The sequence below is a fragment of the Marinobacterium halophilum genome, assembly GCF_003014615.1.
Lineage (GTDB): Bacteria > Pseudomonadota > Gammaproteobacteria > Pseudomonadales > Balneatricaceae > Marinobacterium > Marinobacterium halophilum.
Map to the genome: position 1 here is coordinate 44,973 of NZ_PYGI01000003.1, position 12,877 is coordinate 57,849.

The 12,877-nt window shown below is 57.2% G+C and carries 11 protein-coding genes; 1 reads left to right on the plus strand and 10 read right to left on the minus strand.

Annotated elements, in window-relative coordinates; translation table 11 throughout:
- Window positions 1-11: 11 nt before the first annotated feature.
- Genes CLV44_RS02805 through CLV44_RS02850 form a run of 10 tightly spaced genes read right to left on the minus strand, consistent with a single transcriptional unit; the run spans window position 12 to window position 9,673 of the window.
- Entirely contained in the window at window positions 12-1,106 is a 1,095-nt protein-coding gene (locus tag CLV44_RS02805) for a protein-glutamate methylesterase/protein-glutamine glutaminase (RefSeq protein ID WP_106590594.1), read from the minus strand.
- A 23-nt stretch (window positions 1,107-1,129) separates the two neighbouring features.
- Entirely contained in the window at window positions 1,130-1,699 is a 570-nt protein-coding gene (locus CLV44_RS02810; RefSeq protein ID WP_106590595.1) for a chemotaxis protein CheD, read from the minus strand.
- Window positions 1,696-2,511 carry a CheR family methyltransferase gene (locus tag CLV44_RS02815; protein WP_106590596.1) on the minus strand — a complete coding sequence of 272 codons (816 nt, stop codon included), beginning with the start codon at window positions 2,509-2,511 and terminating at the stop codon, window positions 1,696-1,698. Before CLV44_RS02815 ends, CLV44_RS02810 begins: the two co-directional genes overlap by 4 nt.
- Window positions 2,512-3,036, minus strand: a complete 525-nt coding sequence (locus CLV44_RS02820; RefSeq protein WP_170069245.1) for a chemotaxis protein CheW — start codon at window positions 3,034-3,036, stop codon at window positions 2,512-2,514.
- A gap of 10 nt (window positions 3,037-3,046) precedes the next feature.
- Window positions 3,047-5,005 carry a methyl-accepting chemotaxis protein gene (locus tag CLV44_RS02825; protein ID WP_106590598.1) on the minus strand — a complete coding sequence of 653 codons (1,959 nt, stop codon included), beginning with the start codon at window positions 5,003-5,005 and terminating at the stop codon, window positions 3,047-3,049.
- Between the two features lie 35 nt (window positions 5,006-5,040).
- On the minus strand, window positions 5,041-5,571 hold the full coding sequence (locus CLV44_RS02830; protein WP_106590599.1) for a chemotaxis protein CheW: 531 nt from the start codon (window positions 5,569-5,571) through the stop codon (window positions 5,041-5,043).
- Window positions 5,572-5,585: 14 nt separating this feature from the next.
- Window positions 5,586-7,736, minus strand: a complete 2,151-nt coding sequence (locus CLV44_RS02835; RefSeq protein WP_106590600.1) for a chemotaxis protein CheA — start codon at window positions 7,734-7,736, stop codon at window positions 5,586-5,588.
- Window positions 7,729-8,064, minus strand: a complete 336-nt coding sequence (locus CLV44_RS02840; RefSeq protein WP_106590601.1) for an STAS domain-containing protein — start codon at window positions 8,062-8,064, stop codon at window positions 7,729-7,731. The genes CLV44_RS02835 and CLV44_RS02840 overlap by 8 nt, the downstream gene beginning before the upstream one ends.
- Before the next feature lie 27 nt (window positions 8,065-8,091).
- Window positions 8,092-8,457 carry a response regulator gene (locus tag CLV44_RS02845; RefSeq protein ID WP_106590602.1) on the minus strand — a complete coding sequence of 122 codons (366 nt, stop codon included), beginning with the start codon at window positions 8,455-8,457 and terminating at the stop codon, window positions 8,092-8,094.
- 28 nt (window positions 8,458-8,485) lie between these two features.
- Window positions 8,486-9,673 carry a methyl-accepting chemotaxis protein gene (locus CLV44_RS02850; RefSeq protein ID WP_211298066.1) on the minus strand — a complete coding sequence of 396 codons (1,188 nt, stop codon included), beginning with the start codon at window positions 9,671-9,673 and terminating at the stop codon, window positions 8,486-8,488.
- 226 nt (window positions 9,674-9,899) lie between these two features.
- On the opposite strand from CLV44_RS02850, the gene gcvP reads away from it, so the two are divergent.
- Entirely contained in the window at window positions 9,900-12,842 is a 2,943-nt protein-coding gene (gene gcvP / locus CLV44_RS02855) for an aminomethyl-transferring glycine dehydrogenase (RefSeq protein WP_106590604.1), read from the plus strand.
- Window positions 12,843-12,877: the final 35 nt, after the last annotated feature.

Consider the following 12,877-nt stretch of genomic DNA (forward strand, 5'->3'; position numbering starts at 1 on the left):
ATCTCGACCGGTTACCGAGCATCAACCGCCTCGGTAATCAGTCGCGGGATCTCCTGCAAACTCAACTCGCGGCCCACAGCCCCGAGTTTGAATGCTTCCTTGGGCATCCCATAGACCACACAACTGGCTTCATTCTGACCAAACGTGGCGGCACCCGCCTGGCGCATCTCCAATAGCCCATGAGCACCATCATCGCCCATACCCGTCATAATAATGCCAACGGCGTTAGGGCCGGCCGCACTGGCAACCGAACGGAACAAAACATCCACTGACGGCTTGTGCCGACTGACCAGGGGCCCGTCCCGCACCTCCACACGATACTGCGCGCCGCTGCGCCGCAACATCATATGCTGACCACCCGGCGCGATAAGCACACGCCCAGGCATCACCCGGTCATTATTCTGCGCCTCCTTGACCGTGACGCGGCAAATGCCATCAAGCCGCTCAGCAAAGGCATGGGTAAACTGGGCCGGCATGTGTTGCACTACAATAATACCGGGTGCATCTACCGGCAGACGGCTCAAGACGTGCTCCAATGCCTGAGTGCCGCCAGTAGAGGTACCCAGCGCCACTACTCGGTCCGTGGTGGCAAACAGCTTGCCCGCATTCGCTTTGGGCAGTACCGAATCGGCATTCAGCTTAGGTAACGGCTCGGTGGAACGCGCTGCAGCCACACTTGCCGTTGCCGCATGATTCATGCGTGACGGCTGCGCAGATGCGGCAGCCTTGATCGCATCGATAAGCTCGTTCCGTGCGCTTTGCAGAAACTGCTTTAACCCTGCTCGGGGTTTGGTGATGATCTCCACGGCACCAGCCGCCATCGCCCGCATGGTGGTTTCGGCACCGCGCTCAGTCAACGTCGAGCAGATCACTACCGGGGTCGGGCGCTCAAGCATCAGCTGTTTAAGGAACGTAATCCCATCCATGCGCGGCATTTCGATATCCAGCACAATGACATCCGGCCACTGCTTTTCCATCTTCTTGCGCGCAAAAATGGGATCAGAGGCGGTACCTATTACCCGAATACCCGCCACACCATCCAGCTGCGCCACCAGTACCTGGCGCACCACTGCCGAGTCATCCACGATCAATACATCAATCGACATACATACCTGTTTCCCTCAGAAACTCAATCATCAAAGAAGACAACTTTCCCTTTCTGCACGGTCTGTTCCGCCAGCTTCTGGTCCAGATAACGGGCTTCATCGGCCACAATATCACGGCGCTGCTCCACACCCAGTAATTTGACATACACGGCATAGTCTTGTCCCTGAAAGCGCAGTTGTCGACCATTTCGTCCCCCCAGGTCTGACGCCACAACCGGTATCGACTCTTCCTTTAGAAATGCGAGTACGAAACGGGCATTCACATCGCCAACCGCAAAGACACCACCGGCATTGGCCAGCACATTGGCACCGCCAAAGACCTTGGCCTGCAACCGGCTACGATCGGCACCCGCTTTCAGCAACTCATTGATCAGGAGCTCCATCGCATGCACACCATAGCGCCCCGCTTCACTGGTCAACGGTTGATAATGCCGCCCGCTGCGGCTGGCCAACAGAAAATGGTTCATGCCGAACACTCCTGCCCGCGAGTCATAGAGGCAGGCCGCGACACAGGAGCCCAGCAACGTCGAGATCACAACTTCAGGGTCACGACTCACCTGAACACCGCCGGGCAACAGATTGATCCGTTTCATCCTCTTCGCCTCGGTTCACCGCGCTTGCGGTAGATCGAAGGCTGAACCATTTCCAGCTCCGCACTGATACCGTGCAGTGTTTCCGAATGGCTGGTAAGGATATAGCCTCCCGGCTTGAGCTGTCCGACCACGCGCTGCACCACCTGGTGCTTGGTCGGCTGATCAAAGTAGATCATCACATTGCGGATGAAAATCAGATCGAACTGGCCAATGGCGGGCAACTGCGTAGTCAGATTGATCTGACGAAACTCAATCGCCCGCTTGAGTTGCCGGTCAATGGCAAAGTTACCCGCCTGGGGACCAACCCCCTGTAGACAGTAACGCTTGAGTAACGGCTCGGGAATAGTGACGTTATCCTCTTCCGGATACACCCCGCGCCGAGCACGCTGCAGGACACGGCTGCTGATATCCGACCCCAGCACAGACCAGCGGCCATGGTTCAGTGCATCATCCAGCACCATCGCCAGCGTATAGACCTCCTCACCGGAAGAGGAGGCTGCACACCAGACGCGACACTGCTCGTAACGCTCTTTGCGTATCAGATCCTTGAGGAAGTGGAAATGGGCCGGTTCTCGGAAGAAATGCGTTTCATTGGTCGTCAGGTGGTCAATCATCACCTGCAGCTCACCGGCATGTGCGTCCGAAGTCACCAGTTTGTAGTATTCGGAAAAACTGTGCAGATTATAGTGCTGAAGACGCCGCTGTAACCGCGTCGACAGCATGATTTTCTTACGCTCGCTCAGATGGATGCCAACGGTTTCATAGAGCAGCCGGGCAAATTTCTGAAACTCGATATCGCTGATGGCTGCCATTCAGCCGCCACCCGTACCTGCAGCACGAAGACTGTCATCCTGATGTACCGACAACTCGCTCACACTGAGTACCTGATCCAGGTTCAGCAGCACAATAAACCGCCCGTCCAGCTGCGCCATATTACGGATAAAGGACTGCCGGATACCGGCTCCAAATTCAGGTGCCGACTGGAATTGGTCAGGCGCGATTTCGACAATCTCGCTGACCTCTTCAGCCAACATGCCCATGACCTGCCATTCGCCCTCAATCTCCAGCTGAACCACCAGAATGACCGAACGCCGGTCCAGTGTGGTCCGGCAGTCATGGAAGCGCTGTGCCAGGTCGATAACCGGGGCGACATTGCCGCGCAGGTTCATCACCCCGCGCACGGCAGCGAGTGCCATGGGCACTCGCGTCATCTGGGTTACCTCGATGATCTCCTTGATATCGAGAATGTTCACGGCGTAACGCTCACCCAGCACCTGAAAGGTCAGGTACTGGTCGCTGCTGACGGCCTCGGCGGCCGCCTGTTCCATGTTGCCCATCGCCATCACCTTAGTAACGCTTGAACTCACCGTCGTTGTAGTCATCATCCTCAATGACGGCGGTCTGGCTCTCGACACGGCGCGACTGACTACCGGACTTCGACTTCTGGCCGGTACCACGGCTACGCTTGCGCCCCTGATCATCCAACTGGAAGAAGGCAACGGCATCCAGCAGCGCTTCCGCCTGACTGCTCAGCTCTTCAGCTGTCGCGGCAAGCTCTTCAGACGAGGACGCATTCTGCTGGGTCACGCTGTCCAGCTGTGACATCGCGCTGTTGATCTGATCAATACCGGCCGCCTGTTCTTCGGACGACGCGGTAATTTCCTGCACCAGATCGGCGGTTTTCTGAATGCTGGGAACAATCTGCTCCAGCAACTTGCCGGCATCTTCAGCAATGGACACGCTATTGGTTGCCAGTTCATTGATCTCTTGCGCGGTCACACGGCTGTTTTCCGCCAGCTTGCGCACTTCGGCGGCGACCACGGTAAAGCCTTTACCATGCTCACCGGCACGAGCGGCTTCAATCGCTGCGTTCAATGACAACAGGTTGGTTTTGTAGGCAATATCTTCGATCAAGCCGATCTTGTTGGCGATCTGCTTCATCGCGCCAACCGTACGCTGAACTGCATCACCGCCTTTCTCGGCCTCGGCAGCCGCATCTGTCGCCATCTGGTCAGTCACACGAGCATTCTCGGTATTCTGCTGCACCGATGCATGCAACTGCTCAACTGACGACGTGGTTTCTTCCACGCTGGCTGCCTGCTCGGTAGCCGCCTGGCTGATTGATTGTGCCGATGCATTCAGCTCATTGGAGGCACTGGCAAGACTGTCGGCACCACCACGCACCTGATGAATGGTGTTGGTCAGATTCTCAACCATGTGAATCATCGCCCTGTACACGCCGGTGGCCTGATCCGGGTTGCGGAAATCGATCTTCAGGTCGCCTTCGGCGATACGGTTGGCGATCACTTCCATCTCGGCGGGCTCGCCACCCAATGGACGCTTGACGACACGTACCAGCAACCAGGACAGGAAAATCCCCGTCAACACGGCGGCCAGTGAAACCCAGATCAGCAATTGAACTGTCTGCTGATTTTCTGCTACCAGACGCGGTCCCAGCTCATCCTGATCGGCAATCACCGACAGTTTGACCTCTTCCGTTGCATCAGCAACCACCGGGCCAATACGATGCATCTCGCTCAGCGCAGCGTTGCGCTCACGGGTCACGCTGTCGATTTCGTCCAGGGCTTCGGCATAGGCGTCCATTGCGCTGCGGAACTCACGCAATGCCGCACGCTGGGACAGATTTGTCACCATACGCTCAAGCTGATTCAGGGCAACCAATACATTTTCGTCCAGCTCTTTATGTGCCCGGGTAATATCCTGACGTGCGCCAGTATTCAGGAACTTGATGGCCGACAGACGCGCCAGCAGCAAAGCCTCCTGCGTGCGCCCGCCAAGGTAAACCGCTTGGGTATTGCCCTGCTGCTGCTCTGTCTCGACGAACTCGGTCATCAGCTGACGCATTTTCAGCCCCGACACGTTGAGCACATCATTGAGTAACACATTGCGCGCCTCAACCGTCCGCACCACCGTCTCGAACGCGCCTTCATAATTGTCGATCTCGGACACGACCAACGCTACATTCCGTGCTCGCTCCGGCTTCTGGATTTCACGGGAAGCCGTCGCTGAAAGCTCTTTCAGCAGATTAAAATGTTCATTGAACTTATCTACCGAGTCTTGTGTCTGCTCAACGAGGAACTGATTGGCTTCCAGCTCGATCATCAGCATATTGGCCTGCACTCGACCGGCCAGATTGGCATCACGTGCCAGTTCGCGGTATTGACCAAAGCCACCGACTGCGCTGCTGAGCCCTAAATAGGCCATGATGGAGACGATCAGCAACAACACCAGCACAGCGGCATAGCCGATGCTGATCTGCATGCTCAGTTTAAGTTTATTGAACATAATTTTGCCCCGTTTCCCTGAGAAAATGTCGATTGTTAAAGGGTTGTCTGCTCTTGAACCTGTTCGGAAAGCTGCTCTGCAATTACGCTGGCCTGAAGAATCTCATGACGCGTCAGCACCTCGGATACATCCAGTAGAATAATAAACAGCTGCTCCACCTGCGCCATTGCCTGGATGAAACCGGTATCGGCCTCATCTCCGAAAGCGGGCGGCGGCTTGATATCAGCCGCGTCTATATCGATTATTTCGCGGACCTCATCCACCAGCAGACCAATGATCTGCTCCTGCCCTGCCTGCTCAATCCCGACCAGGACCACGCAGCTGCGGCTGGTAACATCACTGAGCCCGTTGCCCAGCTTGGCCGTCAGATCGACCACCGGTACCACCCCGCCACGCAGATTGATCACGCCACGGATGAACGCCGGCGTTTTCGGTACACGGGTCAACGCCGCAATTTCGATGATCTCATTGACCTGCATGATATCGACCGCATACAATTCATCACCCGACAGAAATGTCAGATATTGGCCGCTGCCGTTAGCATGTGTTGGTGCCTGTTGTGTCACTGTTCCACCTCCTGTCAATGCAGCTGCATCTGTGACGTTGCTGCGTTGATCAGCCCCTGCACATCAAGAATCAGAGCCACCTCACCACTACCCAGCACCGTCGATCCACTGATGCCACGGAAATTGCTGAAAATGCTGCCCAGTGGCTTGATCACGGTCTGGAGTTCACCATGCAGTTCATCAACGACAAAACCGGCCTTGTGCTGACCTATCCGTACAATCACCAGACTGTCGCGTCGCCCATGCTCTCCCTCGCCGGGAATGGACAAAAACTCCGACAACCGCAGATAGGGCATCACTTCGCCACGTAAATTGACGTAGCGACGTTCCTCATCAAGACGCCACTCGGTCGCATCCATCTCGACACACTCTTCCACCATGGATAGCGGAATGATGTAGCGTTCACGGCAAGCTCCAACCATGAAACCGTCAATGATCGCCAGCGTCAGCGGCAAATGAATGGTGACGGTGGTACCTGCGCCGGGTTCACTGTCGATATCGATGATGCCGCGCAGCGCATCGATATTACGGCGGACCACATCCATACCCACACCGCGACCTGACAGGTTGCTGGCCTGGTCCTTGGTACTCAAGCCCGGTGCAAAGATGAGCTGATAGATCTCCTTGTCCGTCAACACCTGTTCCGGCTTGACCAGACCGATCGCTTCAGCCTTGGCGCGAATTTTATCGGCATCAAGGCCGCCGCCATCATCACGAATCTGGATGACGATATGGCCGGAGTCGTGATAGGCATTCAGATTCAGTGTGCCGCGTGCAGGCTTACCGGCACGCAGGCGATCCTGCGGCAGTTCAATACCATGGTCCAACGAGTTGCGAACCAGGTGGGTCAACGGATCGGTGATTTTTTCCACCACGGTTTTGTCCAGCTCGGTTTCACCGCCGGTGATCACCAGCTCAATGTCTTTCGACAGGTCATGACTGACATCTCGCACCACGCGCCGGAAGCGCGAGAAGGTATCGCCAATCTGCACCATGCGCAGTTGCAGCGCATTATCGCGGATCTCTTCAACCAGATGTTCACTGGCCGCCACCAGTTCGTTGAGTTCGGCCAGCCCCTGCTGCTCCACTTGCAGCTTAAGGGCCGCGTTGGAAATCACCAGCTCACCAACCAGGTTGATCAGACGCCCCAGCTTGTTCGAATCCACACGGATCAGGCTGGCCTCATGACTGGCCTTCTGTTTTACCTGAGTCTGCTTGTCCAGTGCCTTGTCGACCAGCTCACGGCTGACCGCCTTCTGCTCCACCAGAATGTCACCCACTGGCTGTACCGGCTGTTCGTCCGTAGCATCCGCCGCCGCTGCCATCTGCTGCTGCAATGAGCCCGCCAGTTCGTGTGACGTGATCGCACCTACCGCCATCAGCATTTCGCCCAAGCGCTGGGTATGATCCTCTGGTAACTCATCCATCAGGGCTTCGAAGGCAGGCTCGATCTCGGCCGGTGGCAGGATACGGATGGTGCAGTCGTCTTCGGCAAACTCGAAGACGGCCTGGATCTCCTGCTTGTTGGCCTCGCTGCGGAACAGAATATCGAACCCCAAGTAACAGGATTCGGGATCAAAGTGCTCCGCATCGGGCAAGGCGTCATAGTGAGTGATCAGATCATGGATCTCACCCAGGTTGCCGAGATAACGGATGAACGAGATTGGATCAATACCATTACGCAGCGCATTCGAACCAAATTGCAGCCTAATCAGCCACTGGGGTGGTCCCTGGTCATGAGCATCAGTGCCGCCTGCGGCGTCATCCGCAGACGCGGAGAGTTCGAACGCCTCTCCGGTCAAACGCTGCAACAGCACTGTGCCCGTACTCAAAAGGTCAGCATCGATATGCTCGGCCGTGGTGGCCTGCTCGACCAACCGAGCCGTGTGATCCTTGCACTCAAGTAATAGCCCTGCCAGCTCGGCATCCAGCGCGCGACCACCATTGCGCACCTGATCCAGCACGGTTTCCACCGGGTGAGTAAAGCCGACAATCGGGTCAAAACCGAAAATACCGGCGGCCCCCTTGATCGTGTGCATCGCCCGGAACAAGCTGTTGATCAGCTCCTCGTCACCCGGCTCACTCTCAAGCGCCAACAAGGCATCTTCCATCTGCGTCAGCAGCTCATCTGCCTCCTGGATGAATATCTGCGTCATATCATCCATTGCACACAGCCTCCTGGCCGGACACACCTGCCGCCACCGGCAATGCCTGCTCCAGGCGCAGCAGTTGCAGCAGTTCAACGACGCCGTCATTGGGTCGGCACAGCTCAAAGCGGTTATGCAAGCGGGTTGATTCCTGTTTCAGTGCGAGCAACAACTGAACACCTGCACTGTCGATTTCGGTGACCGCCGACAGGTCAAGCTCCATCGCCTTGACCTGCGCCAACAGCGGCGACAGCTGATCCCAGTGCAACGCCACTGTATAGATCGTCATCTCATCCTGCACACCGACAAAGGCCGTGGTGTTGTCCTGCTTGATCTCAAGTCCCATAACATCCTCTCAACCGGGATGGGTCGTTCACATGACCAGTTTGGCAACCGCATCCAGCATTTGTGGCGGCTGAAACGGCTTCACTACCCAGGCCTTGGCACCCGCAGCCTTGCCTTCGGCCATCTTGCCCTGACCCGCCTCGGTCGTCAGCATGATTACCGGCGTAAACTTGTAACGCGGGTTCTGCTTGAGTTCCTTGACGAAGGTGATGCCGTCCATGTTCGGCATGTTCACATCACTGATGACCAGATGGATTTTGTCACCCGTCAATTTCGACAGGGCGTCACGTCCGTCACAGGCCTCAATCACCTTATACCCGGCACCGCGCAGAGCTATGCCGACGACCTGACGAATCGATGCCGAGTCGTCTACCACCATAATTGTCTTTTCCATAGTGCTCATCTACCTGGTCGGCTTGTCATTAAAAGAAACTGATGGAACCGGCAGCCGCCGTATCCTCTTCCTGCACATCCGTCGCAGCGGCCACGTGCAAACGATGCTGTTCTGTCGTGGTGTATGTCGATTTCATCTCGTGCAGCAGTTGATCGATATCCAGCACCAGTGCCTGCTGACCACTGCGGTACGCGGCTGCATCCGCTTCCAGCACCGCCGTCATCTGGCTCATGCTGCCGGTCACCTGCTCCAGTATCTGGCTGACCCGATCCTGGAACTGCAGTTCGACCAGCACCCGCTCAATCTGCTGACGTACATCCGCATTGGTAGCCAACAGGCGCTCGCCATCATCAACCAGCATCTGTGCACGCTCTTCAAGATGCTGCACGACTTCACTGATGAACTGCTCGCTTTCATCCAGGGTACGGTCTTCTTCTTCGCGCGTATCCCCCGCCGTACTGGTAATCGCATTCATCGCGTCTTTCACCATCGCGATTTTGGCTGCGATATGCTGACCGGTTTCACCGGACTGGGTCGACAGCTGTCGCACTTCCTGGGCAACGACCGCAAACCCGCGCCCGGCATCCCCCGCCCTGGCCGCTTCGATCGCTGCATTCAACGCCAGCATATTGGTCTGCTCGGCGATGGACGCGACCGAACCCGCCATCTGATCCAGATCGGTAGCAAAACTGTCCAATTGACCAATCTTGTCGAACAACATATCCGTTGTGGCATCGAAATTTTTCATTTTGCCGAACAGCTGCTGCAATCTGGATTTGTCTTTCGACATTGAATCGATGTTACCCAACTCATGGGCAGAAGACGCGGACGCGCTGGTGTCGGCGATCAGCCGAACCAGCTCGCCAAAGCGGCTCGACAGCGCGTTAATTGCATCATTGCCAATTTCACGACAGGAGGTGATATGCCGATTCCAGACCGGCACCAGGCTCAGCCAAATAGCCATCATCTGATCCAGGTTACCCTGACATTTTTCTGCCTGCGCCTGCTGCTGCTGTAAATTGGCCTGCAACCGTGCCTGCTCAGACTGGATAGCCTGTAAGTGCTTGTGCGCAACCCAGGACATGCCGAGCCCGGCCAACAGTATCAGCACCAAGACCCCATACAGGGTAATGGCAGGCTCAAGAAAAAAGAGCACCAACGACAAAACGGAGACAGCAAGCGGGAAGGTGGCAACCAAAATATTGATGCGCGGCATCGGTTCTCTCCATGTAATATTCAGCAGCACAATAGACATAAAACTACTTGAGTATAGGCGCTATATTAACGCACTGGGCTCAAAAAAGCGTATCCGATCCATGACATGGATCCATCAACAATGTCGAAGGGCTTGCGTTTTTTCCTGCCGGCAAAGTAAGCCATCACCTCGCGTCGACACTCTGTTACCATAATGCCCATAAAACGAACGATCAGGACCATCCGCCATGAGTGAACAGACCCTGCCCACGCTGCACGACCTGGAACAGCATACCGCCTTTATTGGCCGCCATATCGGCCCCTCAGCTGACGAAACCGCCGCCATGCTGGCCGAGCTGGGCGTCGACAGCCTGAATGCCTTGATTGATGAAACCGTTCCCGGCAGCATCCGCGTCGAGCAACCGATACCGCTGGCCGCGCCGAAAACCGAGGCGCAGGCACTGGCCGAGCTCAAGGCCATTGCCGGGCAGAACGAGCTCAAGCGTTCACTGATCGGCATGGGTTATGCCGACACACTCACGCCTAACGTCATTCTGCGCAACGTGCTGGAAAATCCGGGCTGGTACACCGCTTACACCCCTTACCAGCCGGAAGTATCGCAGGGACGCCTGGAAGCGATCCTCAACTACCAGCAGATGGTACTGGATTTGACCGGTCTTGATCTGGCCAACGCGTCCCTGCTGGACGAAGCCACCGCCGCTGCCGAAGCGATGACCCTGTGCAAGCGCATGAGCAAGGCGAAAAAAGCCAATGCGTTCCTGATCGACGCGCAGCTACATCCGCAGACCATTAATGTCATCCAGACCCGCGCCGAACCGCTGGGGTATGACGTCATCGTCGGTGATGTGGAAGCCCTGCTCGACCAGCATGAAGCCTTCGGCGTTGTGGTGCAGTATCCGGGCACCAGTGGCGAGCTGCGCGACTTTGGTCCGCTGATTGAGAAAGCCCACGCCCAGAAGGCACTGGTCTGCGCCGCTGCCGACCTGCTCAGCCTGGTATTGCTGAAATCGCCGGGCGAAATGGGTGCCGACGTCGTCTTCGGCTCCGCCCAGCGCTTCGGCGTCCCGATGGGCTACGGCGGCCCGCATGCCGCTTTCTTCGCCACCCGCGACGCTTACAAGCGCTCGGTTCCAGGCCGCATCATCGGCGTTTCCGTCGACACACGCGGTAACCCGGCGCTGCGCATGGCGATGCAGACTCGTGAACAGCATATCCGCCGCGAAAAAGCGACGTCCAATATCTGTACCGCGCAGGTGCTGCTGGCCAACATGGCAGCTTTTTATGCGATCTACCACGGCCCTGAAGGCCTGAAGACCATCGCAGGCCGCATCCACCGCCTGACCGACCTGCTGGCCACCGGCCTCAAGCAGAAAGGCATGACCCTGGCGCACGACAGCTGGTTCGATACGATCACCCTCAACGCCGGTGCCGATCGCGACCGCCTGTATCAAACCGCACAAGACGCCGGGTTCAACCTGCGCAAACTGGGTGACGACCGCCTTGGCATCAGCCTGGACGAACGCACTGACCGCGCCGAGATTGAAACCCTGTGGACCGTTCTGCTGGGTGCCGATCACAGCCTGGATATCGCCGCACTAGATGCCGAGATGATCGCTTGCGAGGCAAGCTCCCACGAGACTACCGGAACGCCCTCCGTACACGATAGCATCCCTGCTGACCTGAAACGCACCTCCGATTTCCTGACCCATCCGGTGTTCAATGAATACCACAGCGAAACCGAGATGCTGCGCTATCTCAAGCGTCTGGAAAACAAGGACCTGTCGCTGGCTCACAGCATGATCGCGCTCGGCTCCTGCACCATGAAGCTCAACGCCACCGCCGAGATGATTCCGGTGACCTGGCCCGAATTCGGTGCGCTGCATCCCTTCGCACCGCTGGAACAGGCGCAGGGTTACAAGGTGATGATCGACTCGCTGGAGAGCATGCTCAAAGCGATCACCGGCTTCGATGCGATCTGCATGCAGCCCAACTCCGGCGCTCAGGGCGAGTACGCCGGTCTGCTGGCGATTCGCCACTATCATCAGTCCCGTGGTGAAGACCACCGCAATATCTGCCTGATCCCGACCTCCGCCCACGGTACCAACCCGGCATCGGCCGCGCTGGCAGGCATGAAAGTGGTGCTGGTCGGCTGTGATGATCAAGGCAACGTCGATATCGCTGATCTGCGCAGCAAGGCCGAAGCACATGCCGATGATCTCTCCTGCCTGATGGTCACCTACCCGTCCACCCACGGCGTATATGAAGAAGGCATCCGCGAAATTTGTGATATCACCCACGCCCACGGTGGCCAGGTGTACATGGATGGTGCCAACCTGAACGCACAGGTGGCGGTCACGCGTCCGGCGGACATCGGTGCCGACGTGTCACACATGAACCTGCACAAGACCTTCTGCATCCCGCATGGCGGCGGCGGCCCTGGCATGGGCCCGATCGGCGTCAAATCGCACCTGGCACCCTTTGTCGCCAACCACCCGGTTATCGGCATTGAAGGCCCTAACGCCGAGAACGGTGCAGTCTCCGCTGCGCCCTGGGGCAGCGCCAGCATCCTGCCGATCAGCTGGGTCTACATCGCCCTGATGGGCGGTGAAGGTCTGCGTCAGGCAACGGAAACGGCCATTCTCAATGCCAACTATCTGGCCAAGAAACTGGGCGCACATTACCCGGTACTCTATGCCGGCCGTAATGGCCGCGTGGCACACGAATGCATCATCGACTTGCGACCACTGAAAGAAGCGTCAGGCATCAGCGAAGAAGATGTGGCCAAGCGCTTGATGGACTTCGGCTTCCATGCGCCGACCATGTCGTTCCCGGTACCGGGCACACTGATGATCGAGCCGACCGAATCCGAATCCAAAGCTGAACTGGACCGCTTCATTGAAGCGATGGTGAAGATTCGCGAGGAGATTGCGCTGGTGGAAGCCGGTGAGCTGGATGCAGACAACAACCCGCTGAAGAACGCACCGCACACCCAGGCCGACATCATCGATGCCGAATGGAACCGTCCTTACAGCCGTGAGCAAGCCGCCTTCCCGGCAAGCTGGCTGAAACAGTCCAAACTGTGGCCGACGGTTAACCGTATCGATAACGTCTACGGCGACCGCAACCTGATGTGCAGCTGTCTGCCGATAGATGCATACGCGGAGGATTAATCGCCTGTAGACAGGCTCCCACAGTGTACACATCA

Excerpts from the sequence above, each read along its gene's own strand:
- CLV44_RS02805 (WP_106590594.1), bottom strand. The coding sequence starts at position 1,106 with ATGTCGATTGATGTATTGATCGTGGATGACTCGGCAGTGGTGCGCCAG.
- CLV44_RS02810 (WP_106590595.1), bottom strand. The coding sequence starts at position 1,699 with ATGAAACGGATCAATCTGTTGCCCGGCGGTGTTCAGGTGAGTCGTGAC.
- CLV44_RS02815 (WP_106590596.1), bottom strand. The coding sequence starts at position 2,511 with ATGGCAGCCATCAGCGATATCGAGTTTCAGAAATTTGCCCGGCTGCTC.
- CLV44_RS02820 (WP_170069245.1), bottom strand. The coding sequence starts at position 3,036 with ATGGGCAACATGGAACAGGCGGCCGCCGAGGCCGTCAGCAGCGACCAG.
- CLV44_RS02825 (WP_106590598.1), bottom strand. The coding sequence starts at position 5,005 with ATGTTCAATAAACTTAAACTGAGCATGCAGATCAGCATCGGCTATGCC.
- CLV44_RS02835 (WP_106590600.1), bottom strand. The coding sequence starts at position 7,736 with ATGGATGATATGACGCAGATATTCATCCAGGAGGCAGATGAGCTGCTG.
- CLV44_RS02840 (WP_106590601.1), bottom strand. The coding sequence starts at position 8,064 with ATGGGACTTGAGATCAAGCAGGACAACACCACGGCCTTTGTCGGTGTG.
- CLV44_RS02845 (WP_106590602.1), bottom strand. The coding sequence starts at position 8,457 with ATGGAAAAGACAATTATGGTGGTAGACGACTCGGCATCGATTCGTCAG.
- CLV44_RS02850 (WP_211298066.1), bottom strand. The coding sequence starts at position 9,673 with ATGCCGCGCATCAATATTTTGGTTGCCACCTTCCCGCTTGCTGTCTCC.
- gcvP (WP_106590604.1), top strand. The coding sequence starts at position 9,900 with ATGAGTGAACAGACCCTGCCCACGCTGCACGACCTGGAACAGCATACC.